The organism is Vibrio sp. ArtGut-C1 (assembly GCF_002105475.1).
GTDB classification, from domain to species: Bacteria; Pseudomonadota; Gammaproteobacteria; order Enterobacterales; family Vibrionaceae; genus Vibrio; species Vibrio diabolicus.
Genome location: NZ_NCTH01000026.1, coordinates 46,385 through 68,957 on the forward strand (window position 1 = coordinate 46,385; position 22,573 = coordinate 68,957).

The window sequence follows — 22,573 nt, forward strand, 5'->3', positions numbered from 1 at the left end:
AAATCGCTGGCAAAGAGGTGCGTTCCTACCCCTTTAATCCCCTCCCTAAAGCTGCCTCGCAGCATCAAAAACAAAACCCAACGTGATGAACCACAGCGGAAAAATAAGACGAACTGAGTGCATTCAGTTACGAGTTTCCAAAGAAGAAAAATTTCAAATTTTTGCTCATGCCAATGGTAATGTTTCGGATTGGCTGCGCACCATCGCTCTTGAACCCGACACCAATCCTCACCGAACCGTCTATAAAGAATTGAAACAAGATCCGGCACTAGTGCGACAGGTGGCGCGAATTGGCAACAACCTCAATCAAATCGCACGTTATATGAACAGCGCAAAAAAATCTGGCTCGTTGGTTGATTTGGTGGCAGTGCAGGCACAGCTTGTGCAGATGAATGCCCTGTTAAGCGCCTTAACCAAATCAGTAGCATGATAGTAAAATTTTTTAAAGGCGATCACTCAGCAGTGACGAACGGCTTAAAGTATTTAGAAGGTGGCACCAAGCGCCGCAAAGTAAAACCTGTATTGCTGTCAGGAAATCCCGATATCACAAGAGAATGGCTTAAACAGGCTAGCCGATTCTCAAAAGCCTTCACGTATGGCTGTTTGAGCTTTGAAGAAGCCGATATCCCTGCTCACCAAAAGCAGCAATTGATGGCGTCATTTGAACAAACCTTGATGACCGGACTCAAGCCAGAGCAATACGATATTGTTTGGATTGAGCATCGTGATAAAGGGCGATTGGAACTGAACTTCCATATCGTGAATATGGAGCTGACTACAGGAAAGGCATTAACGCCTTATGTACATAGGCGAGATATGGCGCGTATTGATACGTGGAAAAGCATCGCTAACGACACCTTTGGCTTTACCGATCCCAATGACCCAGCTAAGGCTCGAACCTTTACATGGGGGGATAATTCGAGGCCAAGGCGTGAGCTGATGGCACAAATAGATAATTATCTATTTGATCTTGCAGTAGGTGGAACCTTAAACAACCAACAAGATGTCATTGGTGCACTGAATGACATCGAGGGTGTCACCGTAACACGTACTACTAAATCATCCGTCTCTTTTACAGCAGACGGATACCAAAAACCGATACGCCTCAAAGGCGAACTCTATGGCAAATCTTACTCAGGCATTGGAAACAGCGCGGCACAGCAGGCAGAAAGAACTGCAAGCTTTGCACGCCAGCGTCATGAACGAATTAAAGAAAACAAACAACGACTTCAACAGCGAAATCGGCACCTCGCTCGCCAACGTCGAAAAATCTATCAACTTGCACCTAGCAAGGCAGCGCCGCCAGCATTGGCTGTTCCCCATGCTATTGAGTCTGATGGTATTACTATCAGGAGTGATATTGGGACGATATCTGACACTAGAATACGAAATCAATCCATTTCAGCCTTGCCAACAAGTAGTCAGGTCGCAAGACAACCCGACTCAGTTGTACTGCCAGATAACAAAGCCATTGAAGAAAATAATAAAAAATCAATAAACCAATATGCTAACGACCATACTGACCAATCTAAAAGCCCTTCAACATGGGTATCTGAAGTCCTCACAAAGCTTAGAGATGCAATTAAATCTCTTGCAGGATGCATTAACCGACGAGAAGCAGAGGCGCGAGAGCTTGGAGATGTCTATCGAGCAACTCAACGGCACTGTGATCAGCTTAATAGATTGCTTAAAGACAACGGAAGAGGGGATAAATTAAAAGAGCATCCATTACGCTTATCTAAGCACATTCCCTCAACTGTTAAAGATAGGGAAGGCACTAACTCACTAGCAATTTAGCGTCTTTAAGTAGCGTTCAAATGAACGGCGTTGCTCTGATGAGAAAATCACCCCCGTGCTTAATAGCTTTTCAATGTCTTTGGTTGATGGCTGCAAGCTAGCCAAAGCTTTATCGGTGCGCCACTCAACCAGCCAAACAGTGAAAAACAGGGCAGAAATACAGAACGCAGCCACACCTGAAAGCAAGCCTGTGATCACTCTTGACCACCAAAATTCATTCAAAAAAGGAAATATCGAATACGACAACGTTGCGGAAAACGCACTGATAAACATGATCATGTACCCCTGTCCTTTAACTCGCTCTGCCTTTATTAATATCGTAAGTAGCTCTTTAGAGGCAACATCGCCCATTGCATCTTCTCATCATTGTGTACGTTGCACGAACGTTAGAGTCAAAATAAAACGTCATGCAACGCATAGGGTTGTAATAAGTTAACTAATTTCTAGCGCCGGAAGTTAGGTAAACCAGCCAGTAACTTATCCGATATTACCTTTATGACACGCCGTTTTAGCTTCTTTTTGTACTCGATACAAGCGTCAAGGTTGTCTATAGTGATATTCGTGTCATCGAAGTCATCAACCAATTTGAATGCATTAAGAGTCGTTTCTATAGCCTCTTTGAGAACTAAGAACTTCCTTGTCTTGGTAGTGACGTCAGTTGATGTAATGAAGCCTGTTTCGATGCAGTGTTCAATCACCAAATCCTCAACTCTCAGATTGTGGTATTTTTCTTTAGCTTCATTATCAAGAGCTTCATATGAGAAAGGATTATTTTTTCTAGAGAAAGGAATTTTTTCCATAAGTGTTTTTTATAAGGATAACAACTTTGATGGGAATTTAAACTGAATGGCAGCAAGCCGTTTTCTTTATCTGTTTCATCGTTGCCGCCGCTTCATCATCGGCAACTTTAGTTGGTTTGAACTAAAAGTGACTAATTCGATTAAATACCCTCAGGTAGTCGAGTTACGTTAAAGGTGGCAACCTCAATCCTTGCTCGACGTTTTGTTTTGCTTGCTCGCTGCAATTCTTCTATGTATATCTCAAGATCTGTATTCGCCATCACGTCATCAATGGGCTTTTGAATCAATCGGGAGTCAAAGTGATGTCGAAACTCGTCATCAGCAATCTTGAAACGCTTTCGGATTTCACTAACAGAAACAGAGAACCTTCCAGATGCTCCTTTTTTGAGTTCATAAAGGCACCAGTGGTAGTAACGCATCGCATAAGAGTTACTTAAGTTTGTTATGGTATCGAATGAAACAGTCGTAAAAGCAGAGCAAGCAATCACTAAAGGCATGAACTTGATACTAAAAGTCAGCTTGACAAAAATTTTCTTACTGATTCCAACTTCGTGTAATCTAAACATCTCAACTTTGTCAAAAATTGGAATCGTTTTTGGTGTCGGCCTACCGTGTTTTTTCGAGTTCAGTGTTAATTCGGCTGAGTTCAGTTCGAGGATGGCATCATTCAATGGTTTGTAATTATTCGATTTACCATCACGCTTACTACCTCGGATCACTTTCATCAGAACGGTCGCTGGAATTAAAATGGTTCGCGAATCACGTTCTTCATAAATCTCCCAATGGACTTCTTTGCTAATTTTGCTTTTTGGTTTGACTCCGAACACGTTTTCGTCAGCATAAAACAATTCATCATCAAAGTGCGCTGCTGAAAAGTAGAGCAACCTCAGTGCTGAGGCAGATAAGTCATAATCAGCAAAAACCCACTCATTTTTGAGTTTGAAATTTGTTGGTGAGATGACCTTGTTAGATTCATACTTCTGAGTCGCTCTCAATTCAAATGAGTCTACTTCTTGCAATTCCACTTTCGTTGCCACTGTTTGATTATTGTTTTTTTTGATTGCCATTACTGCCAATATGTCCTTTTTAAAAAATCCCAAAAGATGTCATTAAATTCCCCAAACTGTGTCGTAAAAAGCCCATTTTCTGTCAATGGCATCAGGATAAGTTCCCATACACTGTCAATGTACATGCTTGAAAGCCTTTACAGACAAGGCTTCAGATACCCTCTATAGGATCTTTTATTTCTTACGATCAATTAGGATCCAGTGTACATACTGAAACTTTCGGTTTCAGGAGGTGTTCCCACCGAAGCTTTAATGTTGAACTTACGTTCTATTAACGGTTCATTTAATTGTTTTTGAGATTGGTTATCGGCTATTGCCGATGTGTGCCTGTTCTTAAATTTTATATTACTCATTTTAATTTAAACGTCAAAGTTAATTTGCTGTAACTTGTTGATTATAAAATACTTTCTTTCATGTTAGTGCATGCGAGAGTGAATGCTTGTTTTGAACTTAAAATCGAAAATGGAACATCAACCGATGTAGGTAGCAACTTGGGTTTTGAAATGGCAAAAAGCACAAACATCAGAAAGCCCTCATTTTCACCCACTCAATGAGTAACCTAGGCGGTAAACATGCAAAACGGTAGATTGATAGCGAAAATGGGGCTAAAAATGCGTTGTATGGTGATTATTGGCTGCATTCACTGAGGCGAGTTGAGTGTTGGTAACTCTCTGAGCAAGAAATTATACGCAATACGTGGGGTATAACGCTTACTTCACGGTGTTTTTTGTTAGAATAGCCGCACTATTTTTAGAGACTTATCAAAACCATGGTTGAACAACACCAACGCGCATTAAAAACCCAGCTTTGGAACATTGCCAATACACTCCGTGGCAACATGTCTGCGGACGATTTTCGTGACTACATTCTTGGGCTTATCTTTTACAAGTACCTATCTGACAAGTTAAACCGCTACTGTGATGAGCTTCTTGCTGAAGATGGCATTACCTTTGTTGGTGCTGCTGATGATAAAGAGCTGCTCAATGATCTACGTGAAGAGTGTGTCGAGAACCTTGGTTACTTTATTGCGCCTAAGCAGCTTTTCTCTAGCCTAGCAGGGCGTGGTAAGAAACAAGAGTTTATTATCGATGAGCTTGATCGCACTCTTGCGGATATTGAGCAATCCACCACAGCAGCGGATAGTGCCGATGACTTTAACGGTTTGTTTGAAGAGTTAGACCTTAACTCAAGTAAGTTAGGTAAAAACCCTGACGCACGCAACAAGCTAATCAGTCAGGTTTTGGTTCACCTAGATAACATCGACTTCCACCTAGAAAACACCGAGATTGACTTGCTGGGTGATGCCTACGAATACCTTATCGGTCAATTTGCCTCTGGTGCGGGCAAAAAGGCGGGTGAGTTCTATACGCCACAACAGGTCAGTAAGATTCTAGCCAAGCTTGTGAGCATTGATGGCAATGTGAAATCGGTATACGACCCGACCTGTGGTTCTGGCTCATTGCTACTGCGTGTTGCGCGTGAAGTTGGCAGCCATAACTTAGAATTTTGTGGTCAGGAGCAAAACCCAAGCACTTACAACCTCGCGCGTATGAACATGTTGATGCACGGTGTGCGTTACGATAAGTTCGACATCAAAAACGATGACACTCTAGAGCACCCAATGCACCTAGATCTACGTTTTGATGCGGTAGTAGCAAACCCTCCGTTTTCAGCGAACTGGAGTGCTAACGAACTTCACCTAAATAGTGAACGCTTTGCGGATTACGGCAAGCTTGCCCCTAAATCGAAAGCAGACTTTGCTTTTGTACTGCACATGATCCATCAACTGAATGAAACGGGCACGTTAGCGGTGGTTGTTCCTCACGGCATCCTTTTCCGTGGTGCGGCAGAAGGTCACATCCGTAAGCACCTTATCGAGAAAAAGAACTACCTAGATGCAGTGATTGGTTTACCTGCGGGTATTTTCTTCGGTACAGGTATCCCGACTTGTATTTTAGTGTTCAAGAAGACTAGAAAACACGCTGACAATGTGTTGTTTATCGATGCTTCTAACCACTTCGAAAAAGGCAAAGCGCAAAACTACCTTCGTGATGAAGACGTTGAGCGTATTATTAAAGCCTACAGTAAGCGAGAGTCGGTGGATAAATTTGCCCACGTTGCCAAGCTTACCGAGATTGAAGATAACGATTACAACCTCAATATTCCGCGTTACGTGGACACATTTGAAGAAGAAGAGCCTGTCGATTTGGATGCAGTGGCTTCTGACCTTGCGAATCTAGAAACGAAAATGCTTTCAGTGGACGCTGATCTTGCTGACTTTTGCTCGCAGCTAAATATTAAAGCGCCGTTCTGAGAGGAGATATTATGAGTTCATTACCTAAACTTCGCCTTTCTGAATTTAGCGATAGTAATACATATTGCCTGCATAAATTTGATGATATGTTCTCGTTTTCTTCTGGGAAGAACATCAAACAAAATGAATCATCACCTGAGTTCTCAACTCCCTGCGTCCGCTACGGGGAGCTGTATCACATGTATGGTGAAGTGATAACTAAAACAATTAACAAAACTAATTTAGAGCACTCTGAGTTAACGTTTAGTGTTGGTAATGAAATACTACTCCCTTCAGCAGGAGAAGATCCTCTCGATATAGGTTCTGCGTCAGCATTAACACTAGAAGGGGTTGCAATCGGTCGAACTATCAATGTTCTCAGACCTAAAGGAACTATTGATTACTCTCATATTTATGTGTCGTATTACATAAATGAAAAGTTGAGGAAAAGAATCTCTCAGCTAGCAAGAGGCGCAAGTATCAGCAATGTTTACAACTCAGACTTAAAGACTCTTAAAGCTTATCTACCGCCCTTTCCAGAGCAACAAAAAATCGCCTCGTTCTTATCAAAGGTCGATGAAAAGGTCGCACTACTCACCGAGAAAAAGGACAAGCTCACCGAGTACAAAAAAGGTGTGATGCAGCAGTTGTTTAATGGTAAGTGGGAGAGTAAAAACGGGCAGAAAATTTTTATCCCGCCGACACTGCGCTTTAAAGCGGATGATGGTAATGAGTTTCCTGATTGGAAAGAGGTATCTTTAGGTGACGTATTAATACCTACTTTTCGAGAGGTAGATAAACCTTCAGAGAACTACTTGGCAATTGGTGTCAGAAGTCATTGCAAAGGGACATTTCAGAAGCCTGACAGTGAACCAGATAAAGTTGCTATGGATAAGCTATATGTAGTTAAAGCTGGTGATTTAATAGTAAATATCACATTTGCATGGGAAGGTGCAATTGCCATTGTTAAAGACGAAGATGATGGTGGTTATGTGTCTCACCGCTTTCCAACCTATCTTTTCAATGAAGATAGGTTGCTTGGTAGTTTCTTTGAATCTCTGTTTAAGCAAAAGCGTTTTCGATTTGACCTTGACTTAATATCTCCCGGAGGAGCAGGACGTAACCGAGTGTTGAGCAAAAAGGAGTTCCTTAAATTAACGGTCTCTGTTCCTTCGATTAATGAACAGAAGAAAATTTCTGAAGGTTTAACTCTGCTACAACAAAAACTCGATCTAGCCAACTCAGAGCTTGAAAAAGCCAAAGAGTGGAAGAAAGGTTTATTACAGCAGATGTTCGTGTAGTTAAAACCGTTAGTTGGATTTATAAATAGAAGAATTATGAGTACACAATCAGAAGCACAACTTGAAAAAGAGCTAATCGATCAGCTTGTTGCTGCCGATTTCAAACCTGTCGATATTGGCAATGCTGATGTGCTAAAAGCAAACCTCAAGACTCAACTTGAGAAAGCCAATGGCATAACGCTCACCGAGCGTGAGTTTGAAAGTGTGCTCATCAAGCTTGAAAAGGGCAACATCTTCGATAAATCCAAGCGTTTGAAAGGCAAGGTGGATGTTACTCGTGAAGATGGTACGACCGATTATCTGACGCTGCTATTTGATGATGCCAGTAAGAACCGCTTCCAAGTGACCAACCAGATCACCATTCAAGGCACGTACGAGAACCGTTATGACGTGACTATCTTGGTGAATGGTTTACCGCTGATTCAAATTGAACTCAAACGCCGAGGCATTGAGCTGGCGGAAGCCTTTAACCAGATCAAACGTTACGACAAGCACACCTATAGTGCTCAAGGCGGGCTATTCAACTACGTACAATTGTTTGTTATCTCTAATGGCGTCAACACCAAATACTTCTCTAACAACCGTGAGCTTTCGTTTAAGCAGACCTTCCACTGGACGGACGTTGATAATAACAAGATTAACTCGCTGCCCCAGTTTGCCGATGCTTTCCTAAATCAACCACACCTGACTAAGATGCTCAGCCGCTACATCGTACAGAACGAATCAGGAAAGTTTTTGATGGTGCTTCGTCCGTACCAGTTCTATGCGGTAGAAGCGATCGTTAATCAGGTTAAAACAAACAATAATCACGGTTACATTTGGCACACCACAGGCAGTGGCAAGACGCTGACTAGCTTCAAAACGGCTCAGATCCTCTCTACGTTGGAAGAGGTCGACAGAGTGGTATTTGTGGTTGACCGTAAAGACCTCGATTATCAAACCGCCAAAGAATTTGATGCGTTTTTAAGAGGCAGTGTCGACAGTACAGGCGACACCAAAAGTCTTCTGAATCAGTTCCTCGGCTCACGACCTGTACCTAAAAAAGCCCTAAATTCCCAAGATAGTAGTGCCAACGATAGTGAAGAGCTGCCACAAGTCGCAGAGTATGCGCCTATCTACAGTACTAAAGTCAATCGGATCAACAAGCTCACCATCACTACGATTCAAAAGCTTAATAACCTGATCACTAAGCCTCGCTTCAAACGGCAGGTTGAACACCTTCGCCAAGAACGTGTGGTCTTTATTTTTGATGAATGCCACCGCAGCCAGTTTGGTGAAACACACCAAAACATAGTCGACTTCTTCGAGAAAGCGCAGTTGTTTGGTTTTACGGGCACACCTATCTTTGCCGACAATGCGACCGCTAAAAAAGTGGAAGGAAAGGGAACACAGAAGCGAACCACAAAGGATTTGTTTGGGGAACGTCTCCATAGCTATGTGATTGTTGATGCCATCAAAGATGACAACGTGCTGCCATTTGCCATTGAGTATTATGGCAAGCTGAAGCATAAAAATGACGGTATGGATGTCGATGTGAGCAGTATCGATGTCGCGGAGTTCTTTAGCTCTCCTAAACGTATTAAACAAGTGTGTGAGCACATCATTGGCATTCACGCTCATAAGACTAAACGCAAGTTTAACGCTATGCTGTGTGTGGCAAGCGTGCCTGATCTCATCACTTACTACGATACTTTCAAAGCCCTCAAAGAAGAGGGCAAACATAAGCTCAATATCGGTACCATCTTCAGCTACGGTGTCAATGAGGAAGAAGAATTTGAAGGCGAGGTTAATGTCAAAGGCTTGGCTGAAGCAAACGCCAAAGTGCATAGCCGTGATAAGCTCGATGCTTACATCGAAGACTATAACCAGCAGTTTGGCACGAGCTATTCAACCAAAGATACCGACAGCTTCTACAACTACTACAAAGATCTCTCTAACCGCACTAAGAACGGCGAAGTAGATATCCTTCTAGTAGTGAATATGTTCCTTACGGGTTTTGATGCTCCCGGATTGAATACCATCTATGTCGACAAAAACCTTAAGTACCACGGCTTAGTACAAGCGTTTTCCCGTACTAACCGCTTAAATGGCACGGTGAAGTCGCATGGCAACGTTATGTGTTACCGCAACCTCAAACCGCAAGCAGACGAGGCGTTTACGCTATTTTCGAATAAGAAGCCTACAGAGCATATAGAAGTTCCAGACCTTAACGGTTTGACTGAGGACTTCACGAAAGCACTTGAAGCGTTGAAAGCAATTACTCCTGATGTGCAAAGTGTCGATGACCTGCCTGACGAAGACATGCAAGCAGGTTTTATCAAGCAGTTCCGCATCTTGATGCGCTTAAAGAACCAACTAGAGACATTCAGCGACTTCGACATTGAAACGCTTGGCATTTCTGAGCAAGAGTTCGTCGACTACGCCTCTAAGTACAGCGATTTAGCCCGAGATCTAAAGAAAGGCCCTGCGGATAAAGAATCTATCCTAGCGGACATCGACTTTGAGCTTGAACTGCTCCAACGAGATGAAGTCAACGTTGGTTACATTCGTCATTTGCTGATGACGATGCTTGAAGAGTCTTGTGAAGAAGCAAAAGACAAAAAGCGTCAAGTCATCGCTAACTTGCTAGCTACTGAGCCAACTCTGTACAGTAAGCGTTCTCTCATCGAAGGTTTTATCGAGAAGAGCATGCAAGGCTTAGTGCAAGGTGCTGAATTTGATGAGTACATCGAAGAGCAGAAGCAAAAAGAAATGCGTCAACTCGCAGAGGAAGAAAAGCTTGATGGCAATAAGTTTAAAGAAATTATTCTTGATATAGAGCAGGGCTTGAAAGTCGACGACCTCAAATCGGATGATATTGCCAAGCTGACCACAGAGAAAATGACGTTCCGATCCCGCCGGACTATTATTCCTCGTATTGCCGAGCGGTTAAAACGCTTCGCAGAAACTTTTGTTGAAGGGTTCCACTAACCATCGTCGCAGTGCTTTCTTATTTTCAGCTTTAAATCAAAAATAAAACTACCAGAAAAGATGACAAGGATTGTTGAGGGGACAGGCAATAATTACCTTATCTAAAACGTTATTGCCTGACCAGAACAAAACAATTTGCGCGGGTTATCTTCTATATGTTGAGTGGGGTGAAGTAATCGTAAACGAGGTACCCGTTATCAAGATGTTTCTTAGGGTATTTATCTAGGATAGCAGGAAAGGCTTCGTTTATTTAAGGGACGAAGCCTTTTTCTAGGGTTAAGCTAATTGCCTTTTGCGTTCTTCGTCGAAGAAGTTGTATACAGTATCTACATGTGTATATAGAGAGTGTTTTAGAACAAACTGCCTAAACCGACCTTCAGACCAAGTCGCCATCTCTTCATAGTCGGGAGTGGGGTCTAGGATTAGTTCATTTTCTTCAGCATGTACTTCGCTCCAGTATTCACTAGCTTGTTGCTGAATATCATCATCTAAATCCAAATTATCTTCTAAGTTGCTCACAAAACTGACCCACTCCTCATTGCTAAGCCAAGCCCCATTAACCATATCGATTTGCAAATGACAAATCTCAGAGCCAGCAATGTACGGAGTAGGATTACTTAGATAAGGTGTTTCAAGGACTAAACCATCATTAGTGATTGCGACACAAAGGCCTCCGCTCAAAGGCGGGCAAAGCACATCGCATTTTAGTAGCCTTTCAAACCTTGCTGTATTAGTGGTTTTTGACACAGGTAAGCCACAAGCGATCAATGCGTTAATAAATTCGCTGACTTTAATAAGAATAATCGACTGACTCTTCATCGATTCAAGGCTATTGCACTGTGCGTGCTTTGCTAAGGTTTGGTAGCCTTGATTAAGAGACAACGTGCGATTGTCTTTATCGATGGTTCTATACTCATCTTTAAAGACTGAAAGTAACTGTACTGGAGTGAGTTCTGAAAATTGAGAATAAGCATTAATGTTCATACTGCCTCGATATCATGCTGGATTTTTGACACACCGCGTTTGATTTTGTTGGTTTGCCAATGACCAGCATCTAGTCGTAGCAATATTAAATGAGCACTTAAAAATGATCTCAGTTTACAGCAAACGCACCATTAGCCTGAGAGAGCTGTACAGGACTATAAATAGTAAAGAAAGAAAATTCAATCATTTAATGACCATGCCCGTTGAAATCGTCTCTATAAAAAAGCCCCATATTAATGGAGGCTCGTTGTTCTTCTTTTTCTTACAAGTCGTAGTACTCTGCTAGGTATCCGATCAAATCACCGCCCTTCAGAAGTAAGAAGGCAATGACCATCATGACGCCTAAACCAACCGCAAAGCTTTTCATTCGGTCTTTTATTGAAATGTAATCATCTGACATGGCTATCTCCGTTTATTTTTCTTTTAAGCAGTTTGAACGTTGCTTGAAATCGGGTTTTTAGAGTTGATTTACCAACCGTCTCGATTTTCTAAGTCGATATCCCAATAGTACTTAGCGCAAGCTTTTACTTTCCAGTCAGATTGTTCGCTAACGCCAATACCGTAAGCTTTTTGGCACCAACTGCTGGCTAAGAATTCAGCGGTAGCATATGTAAAGCCAACTAAAGCAATCAGCGTCAAGATTAGATTAATAAGTTTCGGGATTGGGTGCATTTTTTTGTTAGTGTTGTCATTCATTTTTTATAAAAAAATCATAAGTTTATATGGAGCGATTATGCAATTAAATGTATTTTAATGCAAGATTATAAACAGCAATATATTGTTTTGTATGGCTTTATTGGTATGGAGACTGTCTTGAAGTGGATCAAAGGTGGCTGCTAGAGCTATTTTTATGCATCCTTGTCATAATCGTTAGACAATTTTTAGCAAAATCAACCGCTTTTTCATGGTGTTTCATTTTACACAAGAAAGAGTCGTAGCTCTCTTTATTAACTACCAGTTTTACACGTTTACCCTCCAAGTGATAATCAATAAAGCCACGATAAATCAATGCATCAGGGTGCGGCTTACCAACAATCTTATATTGATTATGGAAGTTCAGTGTCCAGAGGCTCGCCTCAAAAATTAAATCTTCAATATGTTTCATCGCTAACCTTTACTTCCTGACATTCAATGACACAGCGAACATTAATCTCTAATTGAGCTTGATGTGATCTTCTGGCAAAACAACAGGGATACTACGCAGGTAATGTGTGAGTTGCATCTCAGCCGAGCTATGCCCTGCGAGTTTGGACACGCCATAAAGATCCATGCCGTGCTTGTATAGTTCAGACGAGCCAGTTGCTCGTAGGTCGCGAAAATTTAGGCCATCAATACCGAGCGCTTTCATTGCTTTCGTCCATGACGTGCTCACTGATTTTGGATTGAATGGAAAAATCGGATCAGTTGGCCTCCCTTTTGGCATCTTTTTGATGATGGCAATGGTGGCAGCATTGAGCGTGATTTTAGTTATTTTGTTTTTATTATCTGTTGGATCTTTTCGCTTATCGACAGTCAGGATATGTGTCGTTTCATTGTAGTCCTGCCATTTTAACTTCTGACAAATCTCACCTTGTCGTAAGCAGACATATAATGCAAACCACATGATGTCTATCATCGGGATTGATGAACGCCCCCTTAATTCCATTTTGTCATAGTATTCAGTAATTTTAGTCAATTCCTCTAGTGATAACACACGATTGCGAGGACGACTCCGGCTTATCAATCCATGCCTTTTTAACGTCGGTCTCGCATCTCGCAGTGCATCTGTATTGAAGTTGAATCCTAATAGTGTGTTCGCATCATAAAACGCCGTGGATAGTGCGCTTAGATAGAAGCCTAGGGTTGAGGGTGAAAGTTGATAAGTTTCCTGAATCTCTCTCATTGAGTGAATGATATCCCTAGGTGTAATCAAATCGATTGGCAGATCTGCTAATGAAGAGTTAATAAAACGCTTAATGACGGTTGAGATATTTTTGTTGTATTTGGGGGCCATCTCTTCATCCGCTGATACATAAGATTGAAATTGGGTTAGGGCATCGCTAACAGCAAGCACAGTAGGCCTTGAATGAAGAAAACTAAAATCCTTCTCCTTAAATTGCGCTGAGATGTTTTTGGCAAATCGCGCAGCTTGTGACTGTTTTTTAAATGTGCGAGACATGGAAAATTTAATAGGGTCTTTTTTGCCTGATCTTGCTCTGACCTTGTAAGACATGCCGGATTTGAGATGTTGTGGCTCGATACTAATTGTTGCCATTTTTGGACTCTTTTTTAACTGGTTTGAGTCGATAGTAATGGTTTGGATTTGATTGTAAATACGACGGTGGTTTGTTTTAACTTGTTGATTGTAAAATACTTTTATTTATATTAGTGCATGGGGTTATTGGTTTTTCTAGATGGGATCTATTTATCAATTAGTTAGAAATTTTGAGTCCATGATTCCGCTCCTTTTCGTCAAAAAACAAATCATGCCTTTGAAAATGTAACGATATGTAACAATGGGTGTGGCTCTTCAATCATGACAGAGCCACTCGTTTGTTAGTTGATGCGTTGGTGAATATCCTCAACACTCAAGCGCAGGTAAATATTATTCAAAACGTTGATGTCGCGATGCCCTGTAATACGTGATATTTCAACAATGTTGAGTCCTCGTTCAAACAGCCTGCACGCTCCTTCAGCTCGTAAGTCATGGTAATGGAGGTCATCAATACCTTGTTCATGACACATTCTCTGCCAAGCAGCACCAATCGAAGTTGATTTGTAGGGAAAAATGCACGAATCAATTTTTGGCTGACGTTTTATAATTTCAATGGCATCACTGAATAGAGGGATAGTGCAGTGATTGCCCTTTTTTTTACGAGGGTCTTTACGATCTCGAATTATTACCGTACCTGCGTTCTCATCAAAGTCTTCCCATCTGATCCGTGTAATTTCTCCAAGGCGCATACAAGTAGAAAGTGACATGTGGAAAATATCGACCAGTGGTATGGATGAGGCGCGGTGACTTTCTCGTTTTCTAAGCCCTTGTTCTGCTAAGTTCAATTCAACTGACGTTGGGCGTCGATCTCGTTTCTCACTGCGACCAATGAGGCGATATTTAATTAAGGTAGGTATTGCTTCGTTGTGTGCGTGTACGTTAGCGTTGTAGCCAAACATTGGCCCAGCCACGTTGATTACGCTGCGCAAGTAAGTGATGTCCTGATAAACCGTCTGTGGTGTTGGAGCGGTTGGTTCGGCTAACCTTACTCGGCAATGCTGTACCAAATGTGTTGCGGTCAACAGATGTGCAGGAACAAGCGCAATGTCGTAAGAGCGCAATCTTCTCAGCACCGCGGATTTAGAGCGTCCCAGATCTCGTGAGGTAATGGGATCTTCAAGGTAGAGCGTGATTAAATCGCCAATCAAAATTTCTTTTGAACTAGATTCAAGTGAGGGGATGCCATCTTCTCGTAGCTCTTTAGCTAACTGCTTTGCCCACTTATTCGCGTCTGTCTTTTTGCCGAATGTCTTAGATTTTTCGAACAGACGTTTTCCGTTTCTTGCTTCTCTCACCCGTGCTTTGTATCGAGTCCCCTGTTTACTTGCTACTTTTTCAATACTAATCGTTGCCACATTAATTTCCTTTGGTCAGGTTGTGGCAAAGACTCTTGCAATGGTGGCGGTACAGATTTTGCGAAATGTGACCTTGGCTGTATAATCCCCGACCCAAATTCGCATGAAGATTTCTGCTTTTCGTGTCCCTAAAAGTCCCCAAATTGATCCCTTTAGGGACTTTTTAAGTTAAAACCGGACAAAATATGCAGAAATAGGTCATTGCAAAATACATATGACATATTTCTATATTGTTGATTTTTAAGGTTTTAATTATGAACTTTCCATCTTCTCGTCTCAGCGTTGCTCCTATGCTCGACTGGACCGATCGTCATTGTCGCTACTTCCATCGCTTAATGACCAAAGAAACCCTGCTGTACACTGAAATGGTGACGACAGGTGCGATCATTCATGGAAAAGGAGATTTCCTGGCTTACAACGAAGAAGAGCATCCGTTGGCCCTTCAGTTGGGTGGTTCAAACCCAGAAGACTTGGCAAAGTGTGCCAAACTGGCTCAAGAGCGTGGCTACGATGAGGTTAACCTCAATGTGGGTTGCCCGTCTGACCGTGTACAAAACGGTCGCTTTGGTGCTTGCCTAATGGCGGAACCACAGTTGGTTTCGGATTGTGTCGCTGCAATGAAGGACGTGGTTGATATTCCTGTGACAGTCAAGACTCGTATTGGTATTGATGATCATGATTCTTACGAGTTCCTAACGGATTTTGTTTCTATTGTCTCAGAAAAGGGGGGCTGTGAGCAGTTCACTATCCACGCGCGTAAAGCTTGGTTAAGTGGTCTTAGTCCGAAAGAAAACCGTGAGATCCCACCATTGGATTACCCACGAGCTTACCAATTGAAGCAAGATTTTTCTCACTTAACCATTGCGATTAACGGTGGCGTGAAATCATTAGAAGAAGCAAAAGTACATCTTCAGCATCTTGACGGTGTGATGATTGGTCGTGAGGCTTACCAAAGCCCATATCTACTGGCATCGGTAGATCAAGAGTTATTTGGCTCTAATGCTCCAGTGAAGAAACGCAGCGAAATTGTTGAAGAAATGTACCCATACATTGAAGCGCAATTAGCGAAAGGTGCGTACCTTGGTCATATTACCCGTCATATGTTAGGTTTATTCCAAAGCATGCCAGGTGCTCGTCAATGGCGTCGTCATATCAGTGAAAATGCGCACAAGCCGGGTTCTGGTTTAGAAGTGCTGCAAGACGCGTTAGCGAAGATTCCAAAAGAATTGAATGTGTAAAATTAACCAGTGGTTGGCTAAAATTACCAACTAAAGAACAAGTAAGCCAGAGTGCAGAAATGCCTCTGGCTTTATTTTTGAATAAAAATCATTGTGTTATCGTCATCTTGGTAAGTTGGTATGGAAACTGCTCTGTTTATTAAAAACAAATGGAGAAGTGATTATGTTGGAGCTAATCTTTATTTTAGTCTTTGCGGCGACCCTATTGGTTACCGGTATCACAATGATGACCGTATTCGCAGCAACCGGTATCGCGTTAGTTGTGATGTTTTTACTGGGAATGGTCGGAGCGGTACTCAAACTATTGCCATGGTTAATCGTGATTGCATTGGGTGTTTGGTTCTTCAAGAATTACGTTGCCCAGCCCCGCTATAAATAACGAGTGACATGATTTAGTTGATAGAGAGACGTGAGAGTATGGTATATTTCCTCTCACGTCTTCAACGTGAACATCAGCTATCTCGGAGTACACACTACATGACAAATAAAGCGACCATCGCTTTAACAGCATTATCGTTGGCAGTATCTTTTCCTGTTTTTGCAGAATATTCTGTATCGACGAAAGTCGGCGCAGAGATCTGGGCTGCTGACACTAAAGTAAATGAAGTAAGACGAGATAGCAGCACAACAGGCGCATTTTACGCGGCGATTGAGCATGATGTGAAATACGTTCCTAATGCGCGTCTTCGTTACTCGAGCATTGATGCTGATTATATGGGGTTCAATAAGCTTGATTTCACCATGTACTACCAAATTCTGGAGCATGATTTATTGCATTTTGATGCGGGTGTTACATTCAGTAATTTAAGTGACACTAAATACATTGATGCTGGCTCAAACAAGCGTATAGAAGAGTTTGATGAGCTGATTTGGGCTTGGTACGGTTACGCAGAGATTCAAGTTCCGGACACAAATTTTGATGTGATTGGTGAGATAAACTTTGGTGACAACAAAGGTATCAAAAGTACTGATTTCATGGCAGGTGTTCAATACCATGTACCGCTCGAAAAAGCTCAACTGGCTTTTCGTGGTGGTTACCGCGTGATTGATTTGGAGTCCGAGAAATTCATGTCGGATCTAGGGAAAGAGTTTATTTTTGCTAACGGCTTTTTTGTGAGTGCAGAATACGCATTCTAAATGCAGCCAGATTAGATACTCGATTTTTTAAAACGTCGCTTTATAAGCGGCGTTTTTTTATATCACTTCATTATATTCAATCGAATTTTCTGCCTATTTTGCTGACTTAGACCATGCTTACCTAGGAGCAATGTGAAAGTTAAAGCAGGGATAGCGATGACAATAAACGAACTAAGACATCTATTCCGTGAAAACCAGCTTGTCGAAGCGATTATTGAACCTGCAATCCAAGAGGGTGGCTGGGTTGTGGAGTTCAGACATGCGCGCGGTGGTTTTGTTTTTCTGACGGACAGTCATGGTGAAGAATGTCTTTATGAAGATTTGGATGCAGCGTCAAAATCGGCAATGGCAGTAGGCTTTCAACAAGTCCGCATTGAAGATCGATGAGCAAAAAGTAAGCCGTTCTTACTTCCAAAAAGTTATAAAACATTCACTTCTATTCTTTCTTGTTATTAAGGAGAGTGGGTACTCTATCATCACGCAATGAATAGGGATGTCGTGATAATGTCTTTTCAAAAGAATGAGTATTCTCACAAGAATGTGTCTGAAGATAATAATGGGCAAGGAGGAAATCCTCCAATCGCAAGCCCTCTGAATGACCAACAAATTAGCTCACTCCAACAAACTGTCTCTGAGTTGTCTTCACAGCAACTTGCTTGGGTCAGTGGGTATTTTTGGGGATTAGCTCAAAATCAACCAAATACAGCGGTAACGCCAATTGCACAAGCGACGGCAGCCGTATCAGCGAAGCCTGCAGGTAAGTTGAGTATTATTTTTGCTTCCCAAACTGGCAACGCTAAAGGCGTTGCTGAAGCTCTAGAACAGGAAGCAAAAGCAGAAGGAATTGCTGTCGAACTTTTTGATGCAAGTGATTACAAAGGTAAAAACTTAGCCAAAGAAACGCATGTCATTATTGTGGCATCGACGAACGGCGAAGGCGAAGCACCAGATAACGCTATAGAGCTACACGAGTTTTTGCAATCTAAGAAAGCTCCTAAGCTGTCAAACCTTCAATATGGCGTTATTGCTCTGGGTGACTCGAGCTACGAATTCTTCTGCCAAACCGGTAAAGACTTCGACGCTTACCTATCAAAGTTAGGCGCGACCCCATTTATCGATCGTCTTGATTGCGATGTGGATTATGAAGCACCAGCAGCTGAATGGCGTAAGAATGCGTTAGGTAAGGTAAAAGATACGCTTTCTTCTGGCACTGAAGCGGATGTGGTTCAACTTCCAGTGGGTCAGGCGGCGACTGCGCACTCTCCTTACAATAAACAAAACCCATACACAGCGACGTTACTGACCAGTCAAAAAATTACGGGCCGTGACTCTGGAAAAGACGTTCGTCATATAGAAATCGACTTGGAAGGTTCGGGGTTAACGTATCAGCCTGGTGATGCGCTAGGTGTGTGGTTTGAAAATAGTTCAGAACTTGCTAATGCCATTCTTGGTAAGGTCGGTTTGTCTGGGGTTGAAACCGTTGATGTTGATGGCGAAAGCTTGTCAATTCATAGTGCTCTCGTGAGTAAATATGAAATCACAACATCTAACCCACAGCTCATTACAAAGTTTGCCGAGTTATCCGGTAGCAAGAAGCTACAAAAGCTGGTTGACGATAAAGATAAACTTCGCGAGTACTCTGCAAATACTCAAATTGTTGATGTATTGGCAGAGAAGAAAACCAAGTTAACCGCAGATGAATTGATTGGTTTGCTCCGTCGTCTTACTCCACGCCTTTACTCTATTGCATCAAGCCAAGAAGAGGTCGATGAAGAAGTACACCTAACGGTTGCTTTGGTTGAGTACGAACAAAACGACGAAAAACGATATGGTGGTGCGTCTAGTTTCTTAGCACAGCGTCTCGAAGAGGGAGATGAAGTTAAAGTATTTGTTGAGCATAACAACAACTTCAAACTGCCGGAAGATGATAGTACCCCAATTATCATGGTGGGTCCGGGCACAGGGATCGCACCATTCCGTAGCTTTATTCAGGAGCGTGAAAACCGCGATGCTGAAGGCAAAAACTGGTTGTTCTTTGGTGATCGCACGTTCACTCAAGACTTCTTGTACCAAGTGGAATGGCAAAAGTACCTCAAGTCAGGAGTACTAAGCCGATTGGATGTTGCCTTTAGTCGTGACCAAGTAGAAAAAGTTTACGTACAACATCGCATCTTAGAAAACGCAGCTCAAGTGTGGCAGTGGATCCAAGAAGGCGCTTATATCTATGTCTGCGGTGATGCAACGCGTATGGCAAAAGATGTGCACGACGCACTGGTTATCGTTGCTGAACAAGAAGGCAAGATGCCGCGTGACGATGCAGAACAATTTATTAATGACCTACGTAAAGCGAAACGTTATCAGAGGGATGTGTACTAATGACTTTTTCTACTGAAAATAACAAGCAGATTGTATTAGGCGAAGAGCTAGGGCCGCTATCTGATAACGAGCGCCTGAAGCGAGAAAGTAACTTATTACGTGGCACCATTGAGCAAGATTTACAGGACCGTATTACTGGTGGCTTTACTGCCGACAACTTCCAGTTAATTCGTTTCCACGGTATGTATCAGCAAGACGATCGTGATATCCGTAATGAACGCACAAAGCAAAAGCTAGAGCCATTGCATAACGTGATGCTTCGTGCTCGCATGCCTGGAGGCATCATCACGCCAACGCAATGGTTAGCGATCGACAAGTTCGCAACGGAGCACTCTTTATATGGAAGTATTCGTCTAACGACGCGCCAAACGTTCCAGTTTCATGGAGTATTGAAACCGAATATTAAGTTGATGCATCAAACGCTCAACAGTATTGGCATTGATTCGATTGCAACCGCGGGTGATGTAAACCGAAACGTGTTGTGTACCACTAACCCGGTCGAATCAGAACTTCATCAAGAAGCTTATGAATGGGCGAAGAAGATCAGTGAACACCTGCTTCCAAAAACACGTGCTTACGCTGAGATTTGGCTGGACGGTGAGAAAGTAGAAAGCACTGAAGAAGATGAACCTATTCTGGGTAAAAACTATTTACCGCGTAAGTTTAAAACCACAGTGGTTATCCCACCGCAAAATGACGTAGATGTACACGCTAACGATCTCAACTTCGTAGCGATTGCAGATAACGGCAAGCTGGTTGGTTTTAACGTCCTGGTCGGCGGAGGCTTAGCGATGACGCATGGCGATACGTCAACCTACCCACGCCGTGCGGACGATTTCGGTTTCATCCCACTAGAAAAAACACTTGATGTGGCGGCTGCGGTTGTCACAACTCAGCGCGACTGGGGTAACCGTTCAAACCGTAAGAACGCAAAAACCAAATACACATTGGATCGTGTAGGTAGCGATGTCTTTAAAGCGGAAGTCGAGAAACGTGCTGGTGTTAAGTTTGAGCAAAGTCGTCCATATGAGTTCACGGAACGTGGTGACCGTATTGGTTGGGTAGAAGGAATTGATGGTAAACATCACTTAGCACTTTTCATCGAAAATGGTCGTCTGCTGGACTTCCCAGGTAAACCACTTAAAACGGGTGTTGCTGAAATTGCCAAAATCCATAAAGGCGATTTCCGTATGACTGCCAACCAGAACTTAATTGTTGCGGGGGTACCTAAAAGCGAAAAAGCGAAGATCGAAAAGATCGCTCGTGAACATGGCTTGATGGATGACAATATCAGTGAGCAGCGCAAAAACTCAATGGCGTGTGTTGCCTTTCCAACGTGTCCGCTAGCGATGGCAGAGGCAGAGCGTTTCCTTCCTCAGTTTGTTACTGATGTGGAGGGGATTTTGGAAAAGCACAACCTACCAGAAAATGACAACATCATTTTGCGTGTAACTGGGTGTCCAAACGGTTGTGGTCGTGCCATGTTGGCTGAAATTGGTTTAGTTGGTAAAGCGCCAGGTCGTTACAACCTACATTTAGGTGGTAACCGTGCTGGTACTCGAGTACCAAAAATGTACAAAGAGAACATCACGGATAAGCAAATATTAGAAGAGATTGATCTGCTGGTGGCTCGATGGTCGAAAGAGCGTGAAGAAGGCGAAGCCTTCGGCGATTTCACTATTCGTGCTGGCATTATCCAAGAAGTGCTCGTATCAAAGAGGGACTTTCATGCTTGATTCTGTAGCATCCAAGCTGGAGCTCACAGAGTTATTGACATTAACAAAGACGGAGCAAATCCTCCGTCTTGCTCAAATTAATGTCGAGCTCGAAAAGCTTTCAGCACAAGAGAGAGTAGCGTGGGCTTTAGATAATCTAGAAGGCGAGTTCGCGGTTTCTTCTAGTTTTGGTATTCAAGCCGCGGTTATGCTTCATTTAGTTACTCGTGCCAAAGCGGACATCCCCATCATTCTAACCGATACCGGTTACCTATTTGCTGAGACGTACCGATTTATCGATGAGCTGACAGATGCTCTCAACCTAAATTTAAAAGTTTATCGAGCCAAAGAAAGTGCGAATTGGCAAGAAGCTCGATATGGAAAATTATGGGAGCAGGGCGTAGAGGGAATTGAAAAATACAACAAGCTCAATAAAGTTGAGCCGATGCGTCGAGCGTTAAAAGAGCTTAATGTTGGTACGTGGTTTTCTGGACTGCGTCGAGAGCAAAGTAAATCACGAGCAGGTTTACCGATACTATCAATTCAGAACGGTGTGTTTAAGTTTTTGCCAGTAATTGACTGGACTAATAAAGACGTCCATTACTACTTAGAACAACACGGCCTTAAATACCATCCATTGTGGGATGAAGGTTACCTTTCAGTTGGTGATACACATACCACTCGTAAATGGGAGCCGGGAATGTCAGAGGAAGAAACTCGATTCTTTGGCTTAAAGCGAGAATGTGGCCTACACGAAGATGATGGCTCTGAACAAGATGGGTCTGGCATATAGCCATAATGCTCTTTAAATAGAGTTTAGGTTAAGTTTAATAAAGATAGCTGCAATAAAGCAGCTTTCTTTATTTATGGTACTTGAAAAACACGTCTCAAAGAACAACTCTGTGGATAAGTTGTGTGAGGGTTTGGGGTAAAGTTGAATAAATAAAGGTTTGATCGAAAACTCATCGTTTAACCATTATTTTTGCAATTTTTGAAAAATAACACTTGCCAATGTGAGCGCGATCTCTATAATGCCTCCTCGTCGACAGGGCAAGGCCTCACAAGGGTTTAAGCGAAGTTGATAAGGCTGAAAAGAAAAACGAAATAATTTGAAGAAAGTGTTTGACACAATAAATTATCTCGCTAGAATGGCCGCCTCTTCCGAAGTGATGTCAATCACAAAGAAGAATTGCTCTTTAACAATATAGACCTATCAATCTGTGTGGGCACTCGTTGATGATAATCCAATTAGAAATTTCTCTTAATAAAGAGCGGTTTCAAATTAG

At 42.4% G+C, this 22,573-nt stretch carries 21 protein-coding genes; 12 read left to right on the forward strand and 9 right to left on the reverse strand.

What is annotated here, in order from left to right:
- Positions 1–85: 85 nt before the first annotated feature.
- Complete coding sequence (locus B7360_RS19065; RefSeq protein ID WP_085344361.1) at positions 86–430, forward strand: MobC family plasmid mobilization relaxosome protein; 345 nt, start codon at positions 86–88, stop codon at positions 428–430.
- Entirely contained in the window at positions 427–1,797 is a 1,371-nt protein-coding gene (locus B7360_RS19070) for a relaxase/mobilization nuclease domain-containing protein (RefSeq protein ID WP_085344362.1), read from the forward strand. Before B7360_RS19065 ends, B7360_RS19070 begins: the two co-directional genes overlap by 4 nt.
- Here the strand turns inward: B7360_RS19070 and B7360_RS19075 are convergent.
- From B7360_RS19075 to B7360_RS19085, 3 genes are all read right to left on the reverse strand, one after another.
- Positions 1,786–2,076 carry a hypothetical protein gene (locus B7360_RS19075; RefSeq protein ID WP_085344363.1) on the reverse strand — a complete coding sequence of 97 codons (291 nt, stop codon included), beginning with the start codon at positions 2,074–2,076 and terminating at the stop codon, positions 1,786–1,788. The two genes, B7360_RS19070 and B7360_RS19075, sit on opposite strands and share 12 nt — an antisense overlap.
- 164 nt (positions 2,077–2,240) lie before the next feature.
- On the reverse strand, positions 2,241–2,597 hold the full coding sequence (locus B7360_RS19080; RefSeq protein ID WP_085344364.1) for a hypothetical protein: 357 nt from the start codon (positions 2,595–2,597) through the stop codon (positions 2,241–2,243).
- A gap of 140 nt (positions 2,598–2,737) precedes the next feature.
- Positions 2,738–3,664, reverse strand: coding sequence for a replication initiation protein (locus tag B7360_RS19085; RefSeq protein ID WP_085344365.1), 927 nt, complete (start codon positions 3,662–3,664; stop codon positions 2,738–2,740).
- 769 nt (positions 3,665–4,433) lie between these two features.
- Here B7360_RS19085 and B7360_RS19090 point away from each other — a divergent pair.
- From B7360_RS19090 to B7360_RS19100, 3 genes are read left to right on the forward strand one after another with little or no spacing between them, the layout of a single operon-like run.
- The gene (locus tag B7360_RS19090) at positions 4,434–5,978 is read left to right on the forward strand and encodes a type I restriction-modification system subunit M (protein WP_085344366.1); all 1,545 of its coding nucleotides are present in this window, start codon (positions 4,434–4,436) and stop codon (positions 5,976–5,978) included.
- A gap of 11 nt (positions 5,979–5,989) precedes the next feature.
- Entirely contained in the window at positions 5,990–7,258 is a 1,269-nt protein-coding gene (locus B7360_RS19095; protein WP_085344367.1) for a restriction endonuclease subunit S, read from the forward strand.
- 36 nt (positions 7,259–7,294) lie between these two features.
- Positions 7,295–10,228: a type I restriction endonuclease subunit R gene (locus B7360_RS19100; protein WP_085344368.1), complete on the forward strand. Its 2,934-nt coding sequence runs from the start codon at positions 7,295–7,297 to the stop codon at positions 10,226–10,228.
- Positions 10,229–10,504: 276 nt separating this feature from the next.
- Here the strand turns inward: B7360_RS19100 and B7360_RS19105 are convergent, their stop codons facing one another.
- The 6 genes from B7360_RS19105 to B7360_RS19125 all read right to left on the reverse strand — a co-directional run bounded on the left by B7360_RS19105 (position 10,505) and on the right by B7360_RS19125 (position 14,821).
- Positions 10,505–11,212: a hypothetical protein gene (locus B7360_RS19105; RefSeq protein ID WP_085344369.1), complete on the reverse strand. Its 708-nt coding sequence runs from the start codon at positions 11,210–11,212 to the stop codon at positions 10,505–10,507.
- 262 nt (positions 11,213–11,474) lie between these two features.
- A complete protein-coding gene (locus B7360_RS25045; protein ID WP_021823223.1) occupies positions 11,475–11,612 on the reverse strand; it encodes a hypothetical protein in 138 nt (45 codons plus the stop codon).
- Positions 11,613–11,680: 68 nt separating this feature from the next.
- Positions 11,681–11,908: a hypothetical protein gene (locus B7360_RS19110; protein ID WP_085344370.1), complete on the reverse strand. Its 228-nt coding sequence runs from the start codon at positions 11,906–11,908 to the stop codon at positions 11,681–11,683.
- 127 nt (positions 11,909–12,035) lie between these two features.
- Positions 12,036–12,317, reverse strand: coding sequence for a hypothetical protein (locus tag B7360_RS19115; RefSeq protein ID WP_085344371.1), 282 nt, complete (start codon positions 12,315–12,317; stop codon positions 12,036–12,038).
- A 48-nt stretch (positions 12,318–12,365) separates the two neighbouring features.
- A complete protein-coding gene (locus tag B7360_RS19120) occupies positions 12,366–13,466 on the reverse strand; it encodes a tyrosine-type recombinase/integrase (RefSeq protein ID WP_085344372.1) in 1,101 nt (366 codons plus the stop codon).
- Between the two features lie 281 nt (positions 13,467–13,747).
- The gene (locus B7360_RS19125; protein WP_060467057.1) at positions 13,748–14,821 is read right to left on the reverse strand and encodes a site-specific integrase; all 1,074 of its coding nucleotides are present in this window, start codon (positions 14,819–14,821) and stop codon (positions 13,748–13,750) included.
- Positions 14,822–15,075: 254 nt separating this feature from the next.
- On the opposite strand from B7360_RS19125, the gene dusA reads away from it, so the two are divergent.
- The 7 genes from dusA to B7360_RS19160 all read left to right on the forward strand — a co-directional run bounded on the left by dusA (position 15,076) and on the right by B7360_RS19160 (position 22,080).
- Positions 15,076–16,059 (forward strand): tRNA dihydrouridine(20/20a) synthase DusA, encoded by a 984-nt coding sequence (dusA, locus tag B7360_RS19130; protein ID WP_085344373.1) that lies wholly within the window; start codon positions 15,076–15,078, stop codon positions 16,057–16,059.
- A gap of 163 nt (positions 16,060–16,222) precedes the next feature.
- Positions 16,223–16,438, forward strand: a complete 216-nt coding sequence (pspG, locus tag B7360_RS19135) for an envelope stress response protein PspG (protein ID WP_005398086.1) — start codon at positions 16,223–16,225, stop codon at positions 16,436–16,438.
- Between the two features lie 98 nt (positions 16,439–16,536).
- Complete coding sequence (locus B7360_RS19140; RefSeq protein ID WP_005398096.1) at positions 16,537–17,196, forward strand: TIGR04219 family outer membrane beta-barrel protein; 660 nt, start codon at positions 16,537–16,539, stop codon at positions 17,194–17,196.
- Between the two features lie 156 nt (positions 17,197–17,352).
- Positions 17,353–17,583, forward strand: a complete 231-nt coding sequence (locus B7360_RS19145) for a hypothetical protein (protein WP_005455817.1) — start codon at positions 17,353–17,355, stop codon at positions 17,581–17,583.
- A 117-nt stretch (positions 17,584–17,700) separates the two neighbouring features.
- Positions 17,701–19,572: an assimilatory sulfite reductase (NADPH) flavoprotein subunit gene (locus tag B7360_RS19150; RefSeq protein WP_085344374.1), complete on the forward strand. Its 1,872-nt coding sequence runs from the start codon at positions 17,701–17,703 to the stop codon at positions 19,570–19,572.
- Positions 19,572–21,308 carry an assimilatory sulfite reductase (NADPH) hemoprotein subunit gene (cysI, locus tag B7360_RS19155; RefSeq protein ID WP_085344375.1) on the forward strand — a complete coding sequence of 579 codons (1,737 nt, stop codon included), beginning with the start codon at positions 19,572–19,574 and terminating at the stop codon, positions 21,306–21,308. The genes B7360_RS19150 and cysI overlap by 1 nt, the downstream gene beginning before the upstream one ends.
- Entirely contained in the window at positions 21,301–22,080 is a 780-nt protein-coding gene (locus B7360_RS19160) for a phosphoadenylyl-sulfate reductase (protein WP_053807694.1), read from the forward strand. The genes cysI and B7360_RS19160 overlap by 8 nt, the downstream gene beginning before the upstream one ends.
- Positions 22,081–22,573: the final 493 nt, after the last annotated feature.

What these genes read in the sequence shown, in the direction of transcription:
- B7360_RS19065 (WP_085344361.1), top strand. Translation starts at nt 86, where the DNA reads ATGAACCACAGCGGAAAAATAAGACGAACTGAGTGCATTCAGTTACGA.
- B7360_RS19070 (WP_085344362.1), top strand. Translation starts at nt 427, where the DNA reads ATGATAGTAAAATTTTTTAAAGGCGATCACTCAGCAGTGACGAACGGC.
- B7360_RS19075 (WP_085344363.1), bottom strand. Translation starts at nt 2,076, where the DNA reads ATGATCATGTTTATCAGTGCGTTTTCCGCAACGTTGTCGTATTCGATA.
- B7360_RS19080 (WP_085344364.1), bottom strand. Translation starts at nt 2,597, where the DNA reads ATGGAAAAAATTCCTTTCTCTAGAAAAAATAATCCTTTCTCATATGAA.
- B7360_RS19085 (WP_085344365.1), bottom strand. Translation starts at nt 3,664, where the DNA reads ATGGCAATCAAAAAAAACAATAATCAAACAGTGGCAACGAAAGTGGAA.
- B7360_RS19090 (WP_085344366.1), top strand. Translation starts at nt 4,434, where the DNA reads ATGGTTGAACAACACCAACGCGCATTAAAAACCCAGCTTTGGAACATT.
- B7360_RS19095 (WP_085344367.1), top strand. Translation starts at nt 5,990, where the DNA reads ATGAGTTCATTACCTAAACTTCGCCTTTCTGAATTTAGCGATAGTAAT.
- B7360_RS19100 (WP_085344368.1), top strand. Translation starts at nt 7,295, where the DNA reads ATGAGTACACAATCAGAAGCACAACTTGAAAAAGAGCTAATCGATCAG.
- B7360_RS19105 (WP_085344369.1), bottom strand. Translation starts at nt 11,212, where the DNA reads ATGAACATTAATGCTTATTCTCAATTTTCAGAACTCACTCCAGTACAG.
- B7360_RS25045 (WP_021823223.1), bottom strand. Translation starts at nt 11,612, where the DNA reads ATGTCAGATGATTACATTTCAATAAAAGACCGAATGAAAAGCTTTGCG.
- B7360_RS19110 (WP_085344370.1), bottom strand. Translation starts at nt 11,908, where the DNA reads ATGAATGACAACACTAACAAAAAAATGCACCCAATCCCGAAACTTATT.
- B7360_RS19115 (WP_085344371.1), bottom strand. Translation starts at nt 12,317, where the DNA reads ATGAAACATATTGAAGATTTAATTTTTGAGGCGAGCCTCTGGACACTG.
- B7360_RS19120 (WP_085344372.1), bottom strand. Translation starts at nt 13,466, where the DNA reads ATGGCAACAATTAGTATCGAGCCACAACATCTCAAATCCGGCATGTCT.
- dusA (WP_085344373.1), top strand. Translation starts at nt 15,076, where the DNA reads ATGAACTTTCCATCTTCTCGTCTCAGCGTTGCTCCTATGCTCGACTGG.
- pspG (WP_005398086.1), top strand. Translation starts at nt 16,223, where the DNA reads ATGTTGGAGCTAATCTTTATTTTAGTCTTTGCGGCGACCCTATTGGTT.
- B7360_RS19140 (WP_005398096.1), top strand. Translation starts at nt 16,537, where the DNA reads ATGACAAATAAAGCGACCATCGCTTTAACAGCATTATCGTTGGCAGTA.
- B7360_RS19145 (WP_005455817.1), top strand. Translation starts at nt 17,353, where the DNA reads ATGACAATAAACGAACTAAGACATCTATTCCGTGAAAACCAGCTTGTC.
- B7360_RS19150 (WP_085344374.1), top strand. Translation starts at nt 17,701, where the DNA reads ATGTCTTTTCAAAAGAATGAGTATTCTCACAAGAATGTGTCTGAAGAT.
- cysI (WP_085344375.1), top strand. Translation starts at nt 19,572, where the DNA reads ATGACTTTTTCTACTGAAAATAACAAGCAGATTGTATTAGGCGAAGAG.
- B7360_RS19160 (WP_053807694.1), top strand. Translation starts at nt 21,301, where the DNA reads ATGCTTGATTCTGTAGCATCCAAGCTGGAGCTCACAGAGTTATTGACA.